Consider the following 19,575-nt stretch of genomic DNA (forward strand, 5'->3'; position numbering starts at 1 on the left):
GCCGGAACGGCGGCCGGGCCGCTCGAATAAAGGGTAGCGAATCAAATGAATAACGCGGTACGCGGCAGCCTGCCGACGCTGGCCATCCTGATCGGCGCGTCGGTATGGGGCCTGATCTGGTATCCGCTGCGGATTCTCGCGTCGCTCGGGCTCACCGGCACGCTGGCGAGCGCGCTGACGAGCGCGGTCGCGTTCCTGTTCGTGGTCGTCGTGCGGCACCGCACGATCGCCACGCTGCGCTGGCACTGGGTGCTGCCGGGCATCGCGATCACGGCGGGCGTGACCAACCTCGGTTTCGTGTGGGGCACGATCCACGGCGAAGTGCTGCGCGTGATGCTGCTGTTCTACCTGACCCCGGCATGGACCGCGATCTACGCGCATTTCCTGCTGCGCGAGCGGCTGACCTGGGCCGGCGCGGCGCTCGCGGCGCTGTCGATCGGCGGCGCGATGCTGATGCTGTGGTCGCCGCAGCTCGGCGTGCCGCTGCCGGCCAACCCGGCCGAATGGGCGGGGCTCGCGGCCGGCCTGAGTTTCGCGATGAGCAACGTGCTCGTGATCAAGGCGAGCCGCGAGCTGCCGGAGATGCGCGCCGAGATGCGCACGGCGACGCTGTTCGGCGGCGCGGCGGTGTTCGGCGCGGTCGCGTCGCTGTTCGAGGGGCTGCCGGCCGCGCCGGCGGGAAGCCAGCTCGGCGTCGCGGCAGCGATCATCGCCGCGATCGGCGTGACGATGGCCGCCAACAACCTGCTCGTGCAATACGGGCTCGCGCGCGTGCCGGCGAACCGCGCGTCGATCATCATGCTGTTCGAGATCGTGATCACCGCGCTGTCGGCGTGGGTGTTCGCGAGCGAACTGCCGAGCGCGCGAGAGTGGGCGGGCGGCGCGTGCATCGTGCTGGCGACGCTGCTGTCGAGCCGGGTCCATCGTGCCGCGCCGGCATCGGGCAAACCCGGCGACGGGCGGGACGGCGCACGCGCGATGGTATGATGGAAGCCGTTTGCGGGGCCCAACGCTTGAGATGCGCGCGGCCCCGCTTTTGAATTCCGGGGCGCATCGCGCGCACGGGCCGTCCGGCCCCGCGCGTCGCGGCCCCGTCCGTTTCACCTCTTCTTCACATCCGATACCGCCGTGCGTCTGAGCTCGATCAAACTCGCTGGCTTCAAATCCTTTGTCGATCCCACGCATTTCCAGGTTCCGGGCCAGCTTGTCGGCGTGGTGGGCCCGAACGGGTGCGGCAAGTCCAACATCATCGATGCCGTGCGCTGGGTGCTCGGCGAGTCGCGCGCGTCCGAGCTGCGCGGCGAGTCGATGCAGGACGTGATCTTCAACGGCTCGACCGCCCGCAAGCCCGGCAGCCGGGCCAGCGTCGAACTGATCTTCGACAACTCCGACGGCCGCGCGGCCGGGCAGTGGGGCCAGTACGGCGAGATTGCCGTGAAGCGCGTGCTGACGCGCGACGGCACGTCGAGCTACTACATCAACAACCTGCCGGCGCGCCGCCGCGACATCCAGGACATCTTCCTCGGCACGGGCCTCGGGCCCCGCGCGTACGCGATCATCGGGCAGGGCATGATCGCGCGGATCATCGAGGCGAAGCCGGAAGAGCTGCGCGTGTTCCTCGAGGAAGCCGCGGGCGTGTCGAAGTACAAGGAGCGCCGCCGCGAGACCGAGAACCGCCTGCACGACACGCGCGAGAACCTGACGCGCGTCGAGGACATCGTCCGCGAGCTCGGCGCGAACCTCGAGAAGCTCGAGGCGCAGGCCGTCGTCGCGACCAAGTACAAGGAACTCGTCGCCGACGGCGAGGAGAAGCAGCGCCTGTTGTGGCTGCTGCGCAAGAACGAGGCCGCCGGCGAGCAGCAGAAGCAGCAGCGCGCGATCGAACAGGCGCAGATCGACCTCGAGGCGCAGACGGCGAAACTGCGCGAGGTCGAATCGCAGCTCGAGACGCTGCGGGTCGCGCATTACTCGGCGAGCGACGCGATGCAGGGCGCGCAGGGCGCGCTCTACGAGGCCAACGCCGAAGTGAGCCGCCTCGAGGCCGAGATCAAGTTCATCGTCGAATCGCGCAACCGCGTGCAGGCGCAGATCGCCGCGCTGAACGCGCAGCGCGAGCAATGGCGCGCGCAGGCCGAGAAGGCGCAGGACGAGCTCGAGGAAGCCGAGGAAGCGCGCGCGATGGCCGACGAGAAGGCCGCGCTCGCCGAAGACAACGCGGCCGCGAAACACGACGCGCTGCCGGCGCTCGAGGCGAAATGGCGCGATGCGCAGGCGCAGCTCAACGACGAGCGCGCGCGGATCGCGCAGACCGAACAGTCGCTGAAGCTCGAGGCCGCACACCAGCGCAATGCCGACCAGCAGCTCCAGCAGCTTCAACAGCGCCACGAGCGCCTGAAGTCCGAGGCGGGCGGGCTCGACGCGCCCGACGAAGCGCAGCTCGAGGAACTGCGCATGCAGCTCGCCGAGCAGGAAGAAATCCTCGCCGAAGCCCAGGCGCGCCTCGCCGATGCGCAGGAAACGGTACCGCGTCTCGACGGCGAGCGCCGCGCGGCCCAGGAGCGCGTGCAGGCCGAAAGCGCGCAGATCCACCAGCTCGAGGCGCGGCTCGCCGCGCTCAAGCAGCTGCAGGAGAACGTGCAGACCGAAGGCAAGATCCAGCCGTGGCTCGACAAGCACGAGCTCGGCGCGCTGCCGCGTCTCTGGAAGAAGCTGCACGTCGAGGCCGGCTGGGAAGCGGCGCTCGAGGCCGTGCTGCGCGAGCGGCTGGCCGCGCTCGAAGTGTCGAATCTCGACTGGGTGAAGGCGTTCGCGACCGATGCGCCGCCCGCGAAGCTCGCGTTCTACGCGCCGCCCGTGGCCGGCGAGCCGCCGGCCGCCGCGGCCGGGCTGCGCCCGGTGCTGTCGCTCGTGCGCATCGACGATGCAGGCATCCGCGCGGTGCTGAACGACTGGCTCGGCAACGTGTACGTCGCCGACGACGTCGCGCAGGCACTCGCGACGCGCGCGCAACTGCCGGCCGGCGGCGCGTTCGTCGTGAAGGCCGGCCACATCGTCACGCGTGTCGGCGTGCAGCTGTACGCGGCCGATTCGGAGCAGGCCGGGATGCTGGCCCGCCAGCAGGAGATCGAAAACCTGACGCGCCAGGTGCGCGCGCAGGCGCTGCTGGCCGACGAGGCCCGCACGGCGGCGGTGCGCGCGGAAGCCGCGCACACGCAGGCCACGCAGGCGCTCGGCGACGTGCGCGCGCAGGCCGAACGCGCGACCCAGCGCGTGCATGCATTGCAGATGGACGTGCTGAAGCTCGCCCAGGCGCATGAACGCTACACGCAGCGCAGCACGCAGATCCGCGAGGAACTCGAGGAGATCGGCGCGCAGATCGACGAGCAGCGCGCATTGCGCGCGGAATCGGAAGCGAACTTCGAGCGCTTCGACGGCGAACTCGCGGAACTGCAGGCGCGCTTCGAGGACAACCAGCTCGCGTTCGAGGCGCTCGACGAATCGCTGACGCAGGCGCGCCAGGAAGCGCGCGATCTCGAGCGCGGCGCGAACGACGCGCGCTTCGCCGCGCGCAACGCGGTCACGCGGATCGACGAACTGAAGCGCAGCATCCAGGTCGCGCACGAGCAGAGCGAGCGCGTCGCCGCGTCGCTGGAAGACGCGCGCGCCGAACTCGAAACGATCAACGAGCAGACCGCGCACACGGGCCTGCAGGACGCGCTCGAAATTCGCGCGGTGAAGGAAGAGGCGCTGCAGGCCGCGCGGATCGAACTCGACGACCTGACTGCGAAGCTGCGCGCGTCGGACGAGCAGCGTCTCGTCGCCGAGCGTTCGCTGCAGCCGCTGCGCGACCGCATCACCGAGCTGCAGCTGAAGGAGCAGGCCGCGCGCCTGTCCGTCGAGCAGTTTGCCGAGCAGCTCGCGGCGGCCGAGGTCGACGAGGAAGCGCTGCGCGAGAAGCTGACGCCGGACCTGAAACCGTCGTACCTGCAGGGCGAGGTCACGCGCCTGAACAACGCGATCAACGCGCTGGGTCCGGTCAACATGGCCGCGCTCGACGAGCTGAAGGCCGCGAGCGAGCGCAAGGTGTTCCTCGATGCGCAGTCGGCCGACCTGACCGACGCGATCACGACGCTCGAGGATGCGATCCACAAGATCGACCAGGAAACCCGCACGCTGCTGCAGGGTACCTTCGACGAGGTCAACCGTCACTTCAGCGACCTGTTCCCGCGCCTGTTCGGCGGCGGCCAGGCGAAGCTGATCATGACGGGCGACGAAATCCTCGATGCGGGCGTGCAGGTGATGGCGCAGCCGCCGGGCAAGAAGAACGCGACCATCCACCTGCTGTCGGGTGGCGAAAAGGCGCTGACCGCCACCGCACTGGTGTTCGCGATGTTCCAGTTGAACCCGGCGCCGTTCTGTCTGCTAGACGAGGTCGACGCGCCGCTCGACGACGCGAACACCGAGCGTTTCGCGAATCTCGTGCGCGCGATGTCCGACAAGACGCAGTTCCTCTTCATCTCGCACAACAAGATCGCGATGGAGATGGCGCAGCAACTGATCGGCGTGACGATGCAGGAGCAGGGCGTGTCGCGGATCGTCGCGGTGGACATGGAAACCGCCGCGGGTTTTGCCCAGAATTGACGTTTGAAGAAACCGGACCGCGTTCGCGCGGCGCATGGGCGCCCGTTCGCGGTTCCGACGAACAAGAATTGCTGATGGAGCGTGCATGGACGAGTTGACACTCGGTTTGATCGGCGCGGGCGCCGTCGTGGTGGGCGGCGTCGTGGTCTACAACGCGTGGCAGGGCGCGAAGGTGCGGCGCAGGATGCCGCGCCCGATGCCGGAAGAGGCGGTCGAGGCGATGAATCGCCCCGAGCGCGACGAAGAGCTGCCGTTCATCGAGCCGGTGCGCCAGCCCGCACGCCGCGAGCCCGCGGCGCCGGCACCGGCCGCCGCCGCCGCGAGCGCGCCGGTCGAAGCCGCGCGCGTCGAGCCGACCTTCGGCGGCGTGGCGCCTGCCGACACGCCGGCCGACCTGCAGGCCGAAGCCACCGGAGGCGACGCGCCGTCGGGGTCGACCGAGTCGGCCGAGCAGGCCGTCGACGATGCAGCCGCCGCGCAGGAAGCGCCGGCCGCCGCCGCATCGCACGAACCGGCCGAACCCGTGCTGCCGGCCGCCACGACGATTTCGTCGGCGCCGCCCGCGATCGTCGACCGCCGGATCGACTGCATCGTGCCGATTCGCCTCGGCGCGCCGCTGCCGGGCGACAAGATCCTGCCGGCCGCGCAGCGGCTGCGCCGCGCGGGCAGCAAGCCCGTGCATATCGAAGGCAAGCCGGAGGGCGGCCAATGGGAGCTGCTGCAGAACGGCGTGCGCTATGAAGAGCTGCGCGCGGCCGCGCAGCTCGCGAACCGCAGCGGCGCGCTGAACGAGCTCGAATTCTCCGAGTTCGTGACGGGCGTCCAGCAGTTCGCCGACACGATCGACGGCGCACCGGAATTCCCCGACATGATGGAGACGGTCGCGATGGCGCGCGAGCTCGACGGCTTTGCCGCGCAGTGCGACGCGCAGTTGTCGATCAACGTGATGTCGGACGGCGCGCCGTGGTCGGCGAACTACGTGCAGGCCGTCGCGTCCCAGGACGGGTTGCTGCTGTCGCGTGACGGCACGCGGTTCGTGAAGCTCGACGCGAAGCAGAACCCCGTGTTCATGCTGCAGTTCGGCGACACGAACTTCCTGCGCGACGACCTGACCTACAAGGGCGGCAACATCATCACGCTGGTGCTCGACGTGCCGGTCGCCGAAGAGGACATCCTGCCATTCCGGCTGATGTGCGATTACGCGAAGTCGCTGTCCGAGCGGATCGGCGCGCGGGTCGTCGACGATTCGCGCCGGCCGCTGCCGGAATCGACGCTCGTCGCGATCGACCAGCAACTGATGAAGCTGTACGCGAAGCTCGAGGAAGCGGGCATCCCGGCCGGTTCGCCGGTCACGCGCCGTCTCTTCAGCCAGTAACGCGTTGCACGGGCGGCGGCCTGACGTGCCGTCGCCCGTCGGTCGCTGCTGCTGCAGTGCACACACCCCGCCTGGGTGTGCTGCAGCGGGCCTGCGCGGCACGCATCGCGCGCCCCCGTCGCGGCGTCAAACTGAGATAATCGGACATCCGATTTTTCAGAACGAATCTGCCGCCAGCATGGCCCGAACCCAAGCCGAACCGCCAGCCAGCCAGCCCGACGCGCGTGCCGCGTGGCTGCGCGACCAACTCGAGCGGGCGAATTACGCCTATTACGTGCTCGACCAGCCGGACCTGCCCGACGCCGAATACGATCGGCTGTTCGGCGAGCTGCAGCAACTCGAAACCGATCATCCCGAACTCGTGACGCCCGATTCGCCGACGCAGCGCGTCGGAGGCGAAGTGGCGGGCGGTTTCACGCCGGTCGTCCACGACGCGCCGATGCTGTCGCTGAACAACGGCTTCGCCGACGAAGACATCGTCGCATTCGACAAGCGCGTCGCCGATGCGCTCGACAAGACGACTGATCTCGCCGGCTCGGTGACGGACCCGGTCGAATACGCGTGCGAGCTGAAGTTCGACGGGCTTGCGATCTCGCTGCGCTACGAGCAGGGCATGTTCGTGCAGGCGTCGACGCGCGGCGACGGCACGACCGGCGAGGACGTGACCGAGAACGTCCGCACGATCCGCTCGATCCCGCTGAAGCTGAAGGGCAAGCACGTGCCGGCCGTGCTCGACGTGCGCGGCGAGGTGCTGATGTTCAAGCGTGATTTCGCACGCCTGAACGAACGCCAGCGCGCGGCCGAGCAGCGCGAATTCGCGAACCCGCGCAATGCGGCGGCCGGCAGCCTGCGCCAGCTCGACCCGAAGATCACCGCGCAGCGTCCGCTGTCGTTCTTCGCGTACGGGGTCGGCAGGCTCGACGGGATGCCGATGCCGGACACGCACAGCGCGCTGCTCGACTGGTACGAGACGCTCGGCCTGCCGGTGAACCGCGAACGCGCGGTCGTGCAGGGCGCCGACGGCCTGCTCGGCTTCTTCCGCAAGGTCGGCGAGAAGCGCGAGTCGCTGCCGTACGACATCGACGGCGTCGTCTACAAGGTGAACCGGCGCGACGAGCAGGACCGCCTCGGCTTCGTGTCGCGCGCGCCGCGCTTCGCGCTCGCGCACAAGTTCCCGGCGCAGGAAGCGCTGACGAAGCTCGTCGCGATCGACGTGCAGGTCGGCCGCACGGGCGCGATCACGCCGGTCGCGCGGCTCGAACCCGTGTTCGTCGGCGGCGCGACGGTGACCAACGCGACGCTGCACAACGAGGACGAAGTGCGCCGCAAGGACATCCGGATCGGCGATACCGTGATCGTGCGGCGCGCGGGCGACGTGATCCCCGAGGTCGTCGGTGCGTTGCTCGAGCGCCGGCCGGATGATGCGGCCGAGTTCGTGATGCCGACCGAGTGCCCGGTGTGCGGCTCGAAGATCGAGCGCCTGCCGGACGAGGCGATCGCGCGCTGCACGGGCGGGCTGTTCTGCCCGGCGCAGCGCAAGCAGGCGCTGTGGCACTTCGCGCAGCGCCGCGCGCTCGACATCGACGGGCTCGGCGAGAAGATCATCGATCAGCTCGTCGAACTGAATCTCGTACGCACGCCGGCCGACCTGTTCAATCTCGGTTTCGCGACGCTCGCTGAACTCGACCGGTTCGCCGAGAAGTCCGCGCAGAATCTGCTCGACTCGCTCGAGAAGGCGAAGCACACGACGCTCGCGCGCTTCATCTACGGGCTCGGGATCCGCCATGTCGGCGAATCGACCGCGAAGGATCTCGCGAAGCATTTCGGGTCGCTGACCCCGATCATGGACGCGTCGATCGAGGAGCTGCTCGAAGTGAACGACGTCGGGCCGATCGTGGCCGAGTCGATTCACCAGTTCTTCGCGGAAGAGCACAACCGCACGGTGATCGAGCAATTGCGCGCGCCCGGCAAGGTCACGTGGCCCGAAGGCCCGCCCGCGCCGAAGGCGCCGCAGGGCGTGCTCGCCGGCAAGACGGTCGTGCTGACGGGCACGCTGCCGAACCTCACGCGCGACGCGGCGAAGGAGATGCTCGAAGCGGCCGGCGCGAAAGTCGCGGGCTCGGTATCGAAGAAGACGGATTATGTGGTCGCGGGCGCCGACGCCGGCAGCAAGCTCGCGAAGGCCGAGGAACTCGGCATCCCCGTGCTGGACGAAGACGGACTGCACCAACTCCTGGAGGGCAACACGCCATGATTCGCGAGATCCTGAAGATGGGCGATCCGCGCCTGCTCGAAGTCGCCAAGCCGGTCGAGCGGTTCGACACCCCCGAGCTGCACGAGATCGTCGCGGACATGTTCGAGACGATGCATCACGCGAACGGCGCGGGGCTTGCCGCGCCGCAGATCGGCGTCGGGCTGCAGATCATCATCTTCGGCTTCGGCAGCAACAACCGTTATCCGGACGCACCGCCGGTGCCCGAGACCGTGCTGATCAACCCGAAGCTCGAGTACATGCCGCCGGACATGGAAGAGGGCTGGGAAGGCTGCCTGTCGGTGCCGGGCATGCGCGGCGTCGTCAGCCGCTACGCGAAGGTGCGTTACAGCGGCTTCGACCAGTTCGGCGCGAAGCTCGACCGTGTCGCGGAAGGCTTCCATGCGCGGGTCGTCCAGCACGAATACGATCACCTGATCGGCAAGCTGTATCCGATGCGGATCACCGACTTCACGCGCTTCGGCTTCACCGAGGTGCTGTTCCCGGGGCTCGATCCGGCAGCCGACGACTGACCTTGATGCGGCTGCGCGCGCCGTGTTGCGCGTGGTTTCGTACCGGACACGAAAAAGCCCGCTTGCGCGGGCTTGTTTCATGGTGCGGCACGCAGCGCGTGCCCGCTGTCAGAACGACTCGTCGGCCGACAGGTAGCGCCATTGCCCCTGCGGCAGCGCGCCGAGCATCACGCGGCCCATCCGCACGCGCTTCAGGCCGATCACTTCGAGACCGACCAGTTCGCACATGCGGCGGATCTGGCGCTTCTTGCCTTCACGCAGCACGAAACGCAGCTGTTCGCCATTCTGCCAACTCACCATCGCCGGCTTCAGCGGGACGCCGTCGAGTTCGAGGCCGTGGCGCAGCTTCGCGAGCGATTCCGCGGGGAAGTGCTGGTCGATGTCGATCAGCCGTTCGCCGAAGCGCACGCGCACCAGATACTCCTTGTCGATGTCCGACTGCTCGCCGATCAGCTGCTTCGCGATCACGCCATTCTGCGTCAGTACGAGCAGGCCGGTGGAGTCGATGTCGAGCCGGCCGGCCGGCGCGAGCGCGTGCAGGTGCTGCGGCGGGAAGCGCAGCGGCGAGCGGTCGCCGCTCCACTGGTTGGCGCGCGTGATCAGCACCGATGCCGGCTCATAGCCGTCTTCCGCCTGACCCGACACGTAGCCGACCGGCTTGTGCAGCAGGATCGTCACCTGCGCGGCCTGCGCGGCGCTCGCGCGCTCGTCGATCTCGATCTTCTGGTCCGGGCGGACCTTGGTGCCGAGCGTGTCGATGCGTTCGCCGTCGACGAGCACCCAGCCCTTTTCGATCCATTCGTCGGCTTCGCGGCGCGAGCACAGGCCGAGTTCGGACATGCGCTTCGACAGGCGCATCAGGCCGGTTTCGTCGCCGTGGTCGACGTCGGCCGCCGCGCGCTTGACCGGTTGCGCGGTCTTGACCGCACCGAACGAGCGGCGTTCGCCGTCGCGTGCGGGGCGCGTCGGGCGTTCGCCGAAGCTGCGCTTCGCGCCTTCGCCGGATGCCTTGTCGCGATAGGACGGGCGTTTGCCTTCATCGGCGCCTGCGCGGCGCGGGCGGGCGTCGTCATCACGACGCGGCGGGCGATCGGACGACGTGCGACGGTCGCCGAAGCTGCGTTTTGCGCCTTCGCCGGATGCGTTGTCGCGATAGGGCGCACGTGCGCCGCCTTCGCCACCCGCGCGACGCGGACGTGCATCGTCGTCGCGACGCGGCGGGCGATCCGACGACGTGCGACGGTCGCCGAAACTGCGTTTTGCGCCTTCGCCGGATGCGTTGTCGCGATACGGCGCACGTGCGCCGCCTTCGCCACCCGCGCGACGCGGACGTGCATCGTCGTCACGACGGGGCGGGCGATCCGACGACGTGCGACGGTCGCCGAAACTGCGCTTCGCCCCTTCGCCGGATGCGTTGTCGCGATACGGCGCACGCGGGCCACCTTCGCCACCCGCGCGACGCGGACGTGCATCGTCATCACGGCGCGGCGGACGATCCGACGACGTGCGACGGTCGCCGAAACTGCGCTTTGCGCCTTCGCCGGATGCGTTGTCGCGATAGGGCGCACGCGGGCCGCCTTCGCCACCCGCGCGACGCGGACGTGCATCGTCGTCACGACGGGGCGGACGATCGGACGACGTGCGACGGTCGCCGAAACTGCGCTTTGCGCCTTCGCCGGATGCGTTGTCGCGATACGGCGCGCGCGTGCCGCGTTCGGCACCGCCCTCACGCGGCGCACGCTTGGCCGGTGCGCGATCCGCGCCCGGGCGCTCGGCGCCTGCCGCGCCGCGCGGCTTGAACGAGCGTTCGCCGGCGGCGGCCGGCGCGGCCTTCTTCGGGCGCGCCGGCTTGTCGCCTGCGGGTAGCGCGGCTGGGCGCACCGCCTTGCGGGCGACGAGGCTGCCGGAGCGGACAGGGGCGCGGGTCGGCGACGCCGGCTTCGGATTCTTGACGGTTAATTTGGTGCGCATAAACGCTGGGATTCATTCAGACTGCGATCGCGCGCAGCAATTCGGTTTCGAGCTGGATCTGCAGGCGGTTGTCGGACAGGCCGGCACCGTCGAGCAGGAAGATGTCCTCGACGCGTTCGCCGAGCGTATTGATCCGCGCCGCGTGGACGCCGACCTGATGCTCGGCCAGGACGCGCGCGATCGAATAGAGAAGGCCCGGCCGGTCGTTGGCGGACACGGACAGGATGTAGTACTGGCCGCGCTCGTCGGCCCGGAGGTCGACGCGCGGCGTGATCGGAAACGTCCGCGACAACCGCGACAGGCGGCCCTTGGACGGCTCCGGCAGCGACGCGGTTTCGGCCAGGCGCGCTGCGAGTTGCTGTTCGACGAGATTCGCGATGTCGCGGTAGCGCACGTCGCGTTCGGTCTGCGTGACGATGAAGTTGTCGAGCGCATAGCCGTGCCGCGTCGTGCTGACACGTGCATCGAGCACCGACAGCCCGTTGCGGTCGAAGTACGCGCAGATGCCCGCGAACAGGTCGGGGCGATCCTTCACGTACACGAGCACCTGCAGCGCGTCGCCGATCGGCGACGGCCGCGCGCGCACGATCGCGGTTTCGGCGTTCACGTGCCGGTACAGCACGCGCGTCTGCCATGCGATGTCGGCCGCGTCGTGACGCAGGAAGAAGCCGACGTCGAGCTGGTCCCACAGCGCGCGGTGCGCGTCGTCGGGCACGGTCTCTAGGCGCAGCAGCGCGAGCGCCTGCTCCTGCCGCGACTTCAGTTCCGAATGCGCGTCGGGGTTCGCTCCGCCGAGCACCGCGAGCGTGATGCGGTACAGGTCCTCGAGCAGCTTGCCCTTCCACGTGTTCCACACCTTCGGGCTCGTGCCGCGGATATCGGCGACGGTCAGCAGGTAGAGTGCGGTGAGGTAGCGCTCGTTGCCGACGACTTCGGCGAAGCGCTTGATGACTTCCGGGTCGCTCGTGTCCTGCTTCTGCGCGACCTGGCTCATCGTCAGGTGATGCTGGACGAGCCACACGATCAGCGACGCGTCGTCGCCGGTGATCCCGTGCTCGCGGCAGAAGCGCCGCGCGTCGGCCATCCCGAGCGTCGAGTGGTCGCCGCCGCGGCCTTTCGCGATGTCGTGGAACAGCGCCGCGACGTACAGCACCCACGGGCGCTCGAAGTTGCCGATCAGCTGGCTGCAGAACGGGTACTCGTGCGCATGCTCGGCCACCGCGAAGCGGCGGATGTTGCGCAACACCATCAGGATGTGCTGGTCGACCGTGTACACGTGGTACAGGTCGTGCTGCATCTGGCCGACGATGCGGCGGAAATTCAGCAGGTAGCGGCCGAGCACGCTCGTCTGGTTCATCAGCCGGAACGCATGCGTGATGCCTTCGGGCTGCTGCAGGATCTGCATGAACGTGCGGCGGTTCTGCGGATCGCGCCGCCACGTGTGGTTCATGATCTCGCGCGAGTTGTAGAGCGCGCGCAGCGTGCGGGCGGACAGGCCCTTCACGCCGCGGGTCGCCTCGTACAGCAGGAACGCCTCGAGGATCGCGTCGGGATGGCGTTCGAACACGCCGTCGTCGACGATCTCGAGCATGCCCTGCTTCTCGACGAAGCGATCGGGCGACAGCACGCGCGTGATGCCGCTCGTCGCGGGGAACAGCTGCGCCTCGATGTTCTGGATCAGGATCGTCGCCAGCTGCGTGACCGCTTTCGCGGCCCAGTAGTAGCGGCGCATCAGCTGCTCGCTCGCGCGCTTGGCCTGCGTCGGCCGGTAGCCGAAGCTCTCGGCGGCCTGCGTCTGCAGGTCGAACACGAGCATGTCCTGGCGGCGTCCGGCGATCACGTGCAGGCGCGCGCGCAGCGTCTTCAGGAATCCTTCGTTGCGGCGCAGCTCGCGCGCCTCGCGATCGGTGATGAGGCCGCGCGTGTCGAGCTCGCGCCAGCTGCTGCCGAAGCCGGCCGCGCGCGCGATCCACAGGATCGTCTGCAGGTCGCGCAGCCCGCCGGGGCTCTCCTTCACGTTCGGCTCGAGGCTGTACGGCGTGTCCTGGAACTTCGCGTGGCGCTGACGCATCTCGAGCACCTTCGCGGTGAAGAAGGCGCGCGCGTCGAGCGCCTCGTGATACCGCACGGTGAAGCGCTCGAACAGCGCGGTGCTGCCGACGATGCGGCGCGCTTCGAGCAGCGAGGTCTGCACGGTGACGTCCTGCGACGCCTCCTCGATGCATTGCTCGACCGTGCGCACGCTGCTGCCGATCTCGAGGCCGAGATCCCACGCCATCCCGATGAAGCGCTCGATCCGCGCGTCGAGCGCCGGGTCGTGCGCATCGGGCAGCAGCACCAGGATGTCGACGTCGGAGTGGGGCGCGAGCTCGCCGCGCCCGTAGCCGCCGACGGCGACGAGCGCGAGCGTCGCGGGCAGCCCGCAGTCGTCCCACACGCGCTTGAGCGCATCGTCGGTGAGTCTCGACAGCGCGTGCATCAGCGACGTGACGTTCGTCGCGCTGCGAAAGCGCTCGAGCAGGTCGGCCTTGGCGGCCTTGAATTCGGCGCGCCGCGACAGCGCTGCGGGCGAGGGGGCGGCGTGAGCGCTCATGGGCGGCCGTTCAGGTCAGCAGGTGAGGGGTGGGCGGGGCGGGCGCGACGGCGCTCAGACCGCGGCGGCCGGTTGCGCGAACACCGGGCGTGCCGGCGTGCCGGCGGACACGGTCAGCACCTCGTAGCCGGTTTCGGTGACGAGCACCGTGTGCTCCCATTGCGCGGACAGGCTACGATCGCGCGTCTTGACCGTCCACTGGTCGGGCATCGTGCGGATGTCGCGCTTGCCGGCGTTGATCATCGGCTCGATCGTGAAGATCATCCCGGCCTTCAGTTCGATGCCGGTGCCCGGGCGCCCGTAGTGGACGACCTGCGGATCCTCGTGGAACACCGTGCCGATGCCGTGGCCGCAGTATTCGCGCACGACGCTGTAGCCGTGCGCTTCGGCGTGCTTCTGGATCGCGTAGCCGATGTCGCCAAGGTGCGCGCCGGGCTTGACCTGGTCGATGCCGAGCCACATGCACTCGTAGGTGGTCTGCACGAGGCGCTTCGCGAGGATCGAGCCTTCGCCTACGATGAACATCCGGCTGGTGTCGCCGAAGTAGCCGTTCTTGATCACGGTGATGTCGATGTTCAGCGCGTCGCCGTTCTTGATCACCTTCTCGCCGGGAATGCCGTGGCAGATCACGTCGTTGACCGAGATGCAGGTGGCCTTCGGGTACGGCGGATAGCCGGGCGGCTGGTAGTTCAGCGGCGCGGGGATCGTGCCCTGCTCGTTGAGCATGAATTCGTGACAGAGCCGGTCGAGTTCGGCGGTCGTGATGCCCGCGACGACGTGCGGCGTGATGAAGTCGAGCACTTCGCTCGCGAGACGGCAGGCGACGCGCATCTCGGCGATGTCGTGTTCGTTTTTGAGCGTAATAGCCATCGAGGTATGCCTGGAATGCGGTGAATTGACGGATTATCGCACCTTATGGCGGGCCTCGCAGCCCCTGCCGGCGGTGCCGGTGCGGGTTTTCGCGGATTGTCCGGCCGGCTGCCCCGCGGCAGGCGAAAGTGGCGGGCGACTTGAGAGCCGACAAATCGGCGTGCTATACTCTTTGGCTAAGTCGACATCCAAATGCCGAACATGCCCCGATGTGGGGTGGTATCGCGACGGCATCAGGATGAAAGGCTTGCGGCACGGGCAGTTTCGCACGTGCCGAATCGCAAGCCGGCGCAACCAGGGTGCCGGCCGCGCGGAACGCGCGGCGGTACGGCAGCCGGCTTAAGACCCAACCCTCGTGGAGAATTTACATGGCAGTCACGATGCGCCAAATGCTGGAAGCGGGTGTCCACTTCGGTCACCAGACGCGCTTCTGGAACCCGAAGATGGCCCCGTTCATTTTCGGTCACCGCAACAAGATTCACATCATCAACCTCGAAAAGACGCTGCCGATGTTCACGGACGCACAGAAGTACGTGCGCCAGCTGGCAGCGAACCGCGGCACGATCCTGTTCGTCGGCACGAAGCGCCAGTCGCGTGACACGATCGCCCAGGAAGCGCAACGTGCGGGCATGCCGTACGTCAACGCACGCTGGCTCGGCGGCATGATGACCAACTTCAAGACGCTGAAGGTATCGATCAAGCGCCTGAAGGACATGGAAGCGGCAGTCGAGGCGGGCGAGCTCGAGAAGATGAGCAAGAAGGAAGCGCTGCTGTTCGAACGCGAAATCGCCAAGCTGCAGAAGTCGATCGGCGGCGTGAAGGACATGGGCGGCATTCCGGACGCAATCTTCGTCGTCGACGTCGGCTACCACAAGATCGCCGTCACGGAAGCGAACAAGCTGGGCGTGCCGGTCATCGCCGTGGTCGACACGAACCACTCGCCGGAAGGTGTGGACTACGTGATCCCGGGCAACGACGACTCGAGCAAGGCAGTCGCGCTGTACGCTGAAGGCGTGGCCGACGCGATCCTGGAAGGCCGTGCGAACGCGGTCAACGAAGTGGTCCAGGCAGCGCGTGGCGACGACGAGTACGTCGAGGAAAACGCGTAACTGGCCCCGAGCCGGCGCAAAAAGGGGGCTCTCAACAGGCCCCCTTTTTTTAAGCTTGTGCGCCGGACCTGATCGCGCCGAATCGGCGCGGGTCCGGAAACGATTTTCGGCCGTTCGCGTCCAAGCGGGCGGCGTTGTGAATACAGACTCAAGGAGCGAATGATGGCGGCAATTACCGCAAGCATGGTGGCAGAACTGCGCGCAAAGACCGACGCACCGATGATGGAGTGCAAGAAGGCGCTGACGGAAGCCGACGGCGACCTGGCCAAGGCTGAAGAGCTGCTGCGCGTCAAGCTCGGCAACAAGGCGAGCAAGGCGGCATCGCGCGTGACGGCAGAAGGCGTCGTCGCATCGTTCGTCGGCGGCAACGCGGGCGCGCTGGTCGAGCTGAACTGCGAAACCGACTTCGTCGCGAAGAACGACGACTTCCTCGCATTCTCGAAGACGGTTGCAGAACTCGTCGCGACGCAAAACCCGGCCGACGTGGCAGCGCTGTCGGCACTGCCGCTCGACGGTTCGACGGTCGACGCAGTCCGCCTGGCCCTGATCGGCAAGATCGGCGAGAACGTCTCGATCCGCCGTTTCGTCCGTTTCGAAACCGCGAACAAGATCGCAACGTACCTGCACGGCGCGCGTATCGGCGTGATCGTCGAGTACACGGGTGCGGAAGAGCAGGTCGGCAAGGACGTCGCGATGCACATCGCCGCGATGAAGCCGGTCGCCCTGTCGTCGGCCGACGTGCCGGCGGAACTGATCGAGACGGAACGCCGCGTCGCCGAGCAGAAGGCTGCCGAATCGGGCAAGCCGGCTGAAATCGTCGCGAAGATGGTCGACGGCAGCGTCCAGAAGTACCTGAAGGAAGTGTCGCTGCTGAACCAGACGTTCGTGAAGAACGACAAGCAGACGATCGAGCAGATGCTGAAGGCAGCGAACGCGACCGTGCAGAAGTTCGCGCTGTTCGTCGTCGGCGAAGGCATCGAGAAGCGCCAGGACGACTTCGCCGCCGAAGTGGCCGCGCAAGTCGCAGCAGCAAAGCAGCAGTAAGCAGTCAGGCAGTATCCGCGGCGGGCGTCCGCTCCGCCGCGGCCGGCGGCGCCGCCGGCCGGCCGGGAAACCCGGTCCGGTCGCCGGCGCTTGCCCGAATCAGTATTTCGCCCCTACAGTTCGTGGTTGTCATCCTCTCGTCGCTCGGAAGCCCCTATGTCCAATGCCTATAAACGCGTCCTCCTCAAACTCTCCGGCGAAGCGCTGATGGGCGACGATGCCTTCGGCATCAATCGCGCGACGATCGAACGGATGGTGGCGGATATCGCCGAAGTCGTGGGTCTCGGTACGCAACTCGCGGTCGTGATCGGCGGCGGTAACATTTTCCGCGGTGTCGCGGGCGGTGCGGCCGGCATGGACCGTGCGACGGCCGACTACATGGGGATGCTGGCGACGATGATGAACGCGCTGGCGCTGCAGGACGCGATGCGCCACGCCGGCATCGTCGCGCGCGTGCAGTCCGCGCTGCGCATGGATCAGGTCGTCGAGCCGTACATCCGGCCGCGCGCGATCCGCCAGCTCGAGGAAGGCAAGGTCGTGATCTTCGCGGCCGGCACGGGCAACCCGTTCTTCACGACGGACACGGCCGCCGCGCTGCGCGGTTCGGAAGTGGGCGCCGAGGTCGTTTTGAAGGCGACCAAGGTCGATGGCGTATATTCTGCCGATCCGAAGAAGGATCCGTCGGCCACGCGCTACACGACGATCAGCTTCGACGAGGCGATCAGCCGCAATCTGCAGGTGATGGACGCGACGGCCTTCGCGCTGTGCCGCGACCAGAAGCTGCCGATCCGCGTGTTTTCGATCAACAAGCCGGGCGCGCTCAAGCGCATCGTGCTGGGCGAGGACGAAGGTACGCTCGTCCACGTGTAAACTCCCGCGGATGCGGGCAAGCGGCGCGGGTCGCCGGCCGTGGTGCGTGGCGCACCGGGCGCGGCCCGCGTTCATTGAAGGTTGGAAGGTTCGGAGGTTGAAATGAGTGTCGCTGATGTCAAGAAGGGCGTAGAGCAGAAGATGCAGCGCTCGATCGAAGCGTTCAAGAACGATCTGGCGAAGATCCGTACGGGCCGTGCGCATACCGGTCTGCTCGATCACGTGCAGGTCGACTACTACGGTTCGATGGTGCCGATCTCGCAGGTTGCGAACCTGACGCTCGTCGACGCACGCACGATCGGCGTGCAGCCGTGGGAAAAGAACATGGTCGCGAAGGTCGAGAAGGCCATCCGCGAAGCCGATCTGGGCCTGAACCCGGCCACGGCCGGCGACCTGATCCGCGTGCCGATGCCCGCGCTGACGGAAGAGCGCCGCCGCGAGCTCACTAAGGTGGTCAAGAGCGAAGGCGAAACGGCCAAGGTCGCGATCCGCAACCTGCGCCGCGACGCGAACGAAGCGCTCAAGAAGCTCGTGAAGGACAAGGAAATCTCGGAAGACGACGAGCGCCGTGCGAGCGACGACGTGCAGAAGCTGACCGACAAGCACGTCGCCGAAGTCGACAAGCTCGTGCAGAGCAAGGAAGCCGAGATCATGACGGTCTGACGACCGTCCTCGCGCGCCGCCTTCTTCCCGCAACTGTCTCAACGGCCATGACCTATACCAGCTCTACCGTTCGCGTGCCTGACGTCGGCGCCGTGCCGCGTCATATCGCGATCATCATGGACGGCAACGGCCGTTGGGCGACCGAACGCCGCTTGCCGCGCGTCGCGGGGCACACCCGCGGCGTCGACGCCGTGCGGTCGGTGGTCGAAGGCTGCGCGCGCGCCGGCGTCGAATACCTGACGCTGTTCGCGTTCAGTTCGGAGAACTGGCGCCGGCCGAACGACGAAGTGTCGTTCCTGATGCGGCTGTTCATCACCGCGCTCGAGCGCGAGATCGGCAAGCTGCATGCGAACGGGATCCGCCTGCGCGTCGTGGGCGATCTCGAGCGTTTCGAGCCGCGCATCCGCGAACTGATCCGCCGCGCCGAAACCAAGACGGCGCGCAACACCCGCCTGACCCTGACGATCGCCGCGAACTACGGCGGCCGCTGGGACATCCTGCAGGCGACGAAGAAACTCGTCGAGCAGGCCGTGCGCGAGGGCCGCGAGGTCGAGGTGACCGAAGACGCGTTCGCGCCGCACCTGGCGATGGCCTATGCGCCGGAGCCCGATCTCTTCATCCGCACCGGCGGCGAGCAGCGCGTCAGCAATTTCCTGCTGTGGCAGCTCGCGTACGCCGAATTCTATTTCACCGACAAATACTGGCCGGATTTCGACGGCGCGGCGCTGGCCGACGCGATCGCGTCGTATACCGAGCGCGAGCGCCGTTTCGGGCGCACCAGCGCGCAGCTCGAACCGCAATCGCAGAACGCCGATTCCCTTTCATGCTGAAGACCCGTGTGATCACGGCGGTCGTGATGCTGGCCGTGTTGCTGCCGGTGACGCTGTTCGCGCCGCTCGCGGCCTTCGGCGCGCTGATCGGCGTCGTGCTCGTGTTCGCCGCGTGGGAATGGGCGCGCCTGCTGAAGCTCGGCGCGGCCGGTTCGGTCGTTTATGCGATCGTCGCCGCGCTGGCGCTCGCGGCGACCGCGCCGCTCGGCGTCGAGGCCGCTTCGTCCCGTCCCCTTTTCATGGCGGCCGGCGTGTTCTGGCTGCTGGTCGGCCCGTTCTCGCTGCGCCGCAAGCCGGAACTCGCGGGCGGCGTGTGGCGGCCGTTCCTGCTCGCGGCCGGGCTCGTGGTGTTCGCGGCCTGCTGGCACGCGGTCGTCGCGGCGCGTGCGCAGGGCGTTCCGTTCGTGCTCTCGCTGCTGCTGGTCGTGTGGCTGGCCGATATTGGTGCATATTTCGCGGGCAAGGCCTTCGGAAAGCGTAAACTGGCCGTTACGATCAGTCCCGGGAAGAGCTGGGAAGGCGCGATCGGCGGCTGGCTCGCCGTGATGGTCGTCGCGGGAGCCGCGATGGCCGCGCACTGGTTCGAGCCGACCCTGTTTTCCGCATTCGCGACGCGCTACGGGATGCCCGGCGCGTGGGCCGCGCTGACGCTGCTGGTTGCGTACAGCGTGATCGGCGACCTGTTCGAGTCGCTGCTCAAGCGTCAGGCGGGCGTGAAGGATTCGAGCGGCCTGCTGCCCGGTCACGGCGGCGTGCTCGACCGCGTCGACGCGCTGCTGCCGGTGCTGCCGCTCGCAATGCTGCTGCTTGGTTAAACCACTATTT

14 protein-coding genes are annotated in these 19,575 nt (G+C 67.9%); 11 read left to right on the forward strand and 3 right to left on the reverse strand.

What is annotated here, in order from left to right; all coding sequences use genetic code 11:
* The first annotated feature begins 45 nt into the window (after window positions 1-45).
* The 5 genes from DIE04_RS18660 (at window position 46) to def (ending at window position 8,800) form a co-directional block, all read left to right on the forward strand.
* The gene (locus DIE04_RS18660) at window positions 46-987 is read left to right on the forward strand and encodes a DMT family transporter (protein WP_124519996.1); all 942 of its coding nucleotides are present in this window, start codon (window positions 46-48) and stop codon (window positions 985-987) included.
* A gap of 141 nt (window positions 988-1,128) precedes the next feature.
* On the forward strand, window positions 1,129-4,641 hold the full coding sequence (smc, locus tag DIE04_RS18665) for a chromosome segregation protein SMC (RefSeq protein ID WP_044847936.1): 3,513 nt from the start codon (window positions 1,129-1,131) through the stop codon (window positions 4,639-4,641).
* Between the two features lie 85 nt (window positions 4,642-4,726).
* Window positions 4,727-6,016 carry a cell division protein ZipA C-terminal FtsZ-binding domain-containing protein gene (locus tag DIE04_RS18670; RefSeq protein WP_124520000.1) on the forward strand — a complete coding sequence of 430 codons (1,290 nt, stop codon included), beginning with the start codon at window positions 4,727-4,729 and terminating at the stop codon, window positions 6,014-6,016.
* 178 nt (window positions 6,017-6,194) lie between these two features.
* Window positions 6,195-8,270: an NAD-dependent DNA ligase LigA gene (ligA, locus tag DIE04_RS18675; RefSeq protein WP_124486185.1), complete on the forward strand. Its 2,076-nt coding sequence runs from the start codon at window positions 6,195-6,197 to the stop codon at window positions 8,268-8,270.
* Complete coding sequence (gene def / locus DIE04_RS18680; RefSeq protein ID WP_044847933.1) at window positions 8,267-8,800, forward strand: peptide deformylase; 534 nt, start codon at window positions 8,267-8,269, stop codon at window positions 8,798-8,800. The genes ligA and def overlap by 4 nt, the downstream gene beginning before the upstream one ends.
* A 108-nt stretch (window positions 8,801-8,908) precedes the next feature.
* On the opposite strand, the gene DIE04_RS18685 is transcribed toward def, so the two are convergent.
* The 3 genes from DIE04_RS18685 to map are packed head-to-tail and all read right to left on the reverse strand — an operon-like array spanning window position 8,909 to window position 14,234.
* Window positions 8,909-10,771 (reverse strand): pseudouridine synthase, encoded by a 1,863-nt coding sequence (locus DIE04_RS18685; RefSeq protein WP_124573161.1) that lies wholly within the window; start codon window positions 10,769-10,771, stop codon window positions 8,909-8,911.
* A gap of 16 nt (window positions 10,772-10,787) precedes the next feature.
* Window positions 10,788-13,364: a [protein-PII] uridylyltransferase gene (locus DIE04_RS18690; protein ID WP_044843776.1), complete on the reverse strand. Its 2,577-nt coding sequence runs from the start codon at window positions 13,362-13,364 to the stop codon at window positions 10,788-10,790.
* A 54-nt stretch (window positions 13,365-13,418) separates the two neighbouring features.
* A complete protein-coding gene (gene map / locus DIE04_RS18695) occupies window positions 13,419-14,234 on the reverse strand; it encodes a type I methionyl aminopeptidase (protein ID WP_124520004.1) in 816 nt (271 codons plus the stop codon).
* Window positions 14,235-14,602: 368 nt separating this feature from the next.
* On the opposite strand from map, the gene rpsB reads away from it, so the two are divergent.
* From rpsB to DIE04_RS18730, 6 genes are all read left to right on the forward strand, one after another.
* Window positions 14,603-15,343: a 30S ribosomal protein S2 gene (rpsB, locus tag DIE04_RS18705; RefSeq protein ID WP_006483818.1), complete on the forward strand. Its 741-nt coding sequence runs from the start codon at window positions 14,603-14,605 to the stop codon at window positions 15,341-15,343.
* Between the two features lie 162 nt (window positions 15,344-15,505).
* On the forward strand, window positions 15,506-16,387 hold the full coding sequence (tsf, locus tag DIE04_RS18710) for a translation elongation factor Ts (protein ID WP_044843775.1): 882 nt from the start codon (window positions 15,506-15,508) through the stop codon (window positions 16,385-16,387).
* Window positions 16,388-16,543: 156 nt separating this feature from the next.
* On the forward strand, window positions 16,544-17,257 hold the full coding sequence (pyrH, locus tag DIE04_RS18715) for a UMP kinase (protein ID WP_011885142.1): 714 nt from the start codon (window positions 16,544-16,546) through the stop codon (window positions 17,255-17,257).
* A gap of 102 nt (window positions 17,258-17,359) precedes the next feature.
* Entirely contained in the window at window positions 17,360-17,920 is a 561-nt protein-coding gene (gene frr / locus DIE04_RS18720; RefSeq protein ID WP_006752152.1) for a ribosome recycling factor, read from the forward strand.
* Between the two features lie 47 nt (window positions 17,921-17,967).
* Complete coding sequence (gene uppS, locus DIE04_RS18725; RefSeq protein WP_044843774.1) at window positions 17,968-18,750, forward strand: polyprenyl diphosphate synthase; 783 nt, start codon at window positions 17,968-17,970, stop codon at window positions 18,748-18,750.
* Complete coding sequence (locus DIE04_RS18730; protein WP_124486187.1) at window positions 18,744-19,565, forward strand: phosphatidate cytidylyltransferase; 822 nt, start codon at window positions 18,744-18,746, stop codon at window positions 19,563-19,565. The genes uppS and DIE04_RS18730 overlap by 7 nt, the downstream gene beginning before the upstream one ends.
* The last annotated feature ends 10 nt before the right edge of the window (window positions 19,566-19,575 follow it).

This window comes from Burkholderia sp. Bp8994 (assembly GCF_003853805.1).
Taxonomy (GTDB): Bacteria; Pseudomonadota; Gammaproteobacteria; order Burkholderiales; family Burkholderiaceae; genus Burkholderia.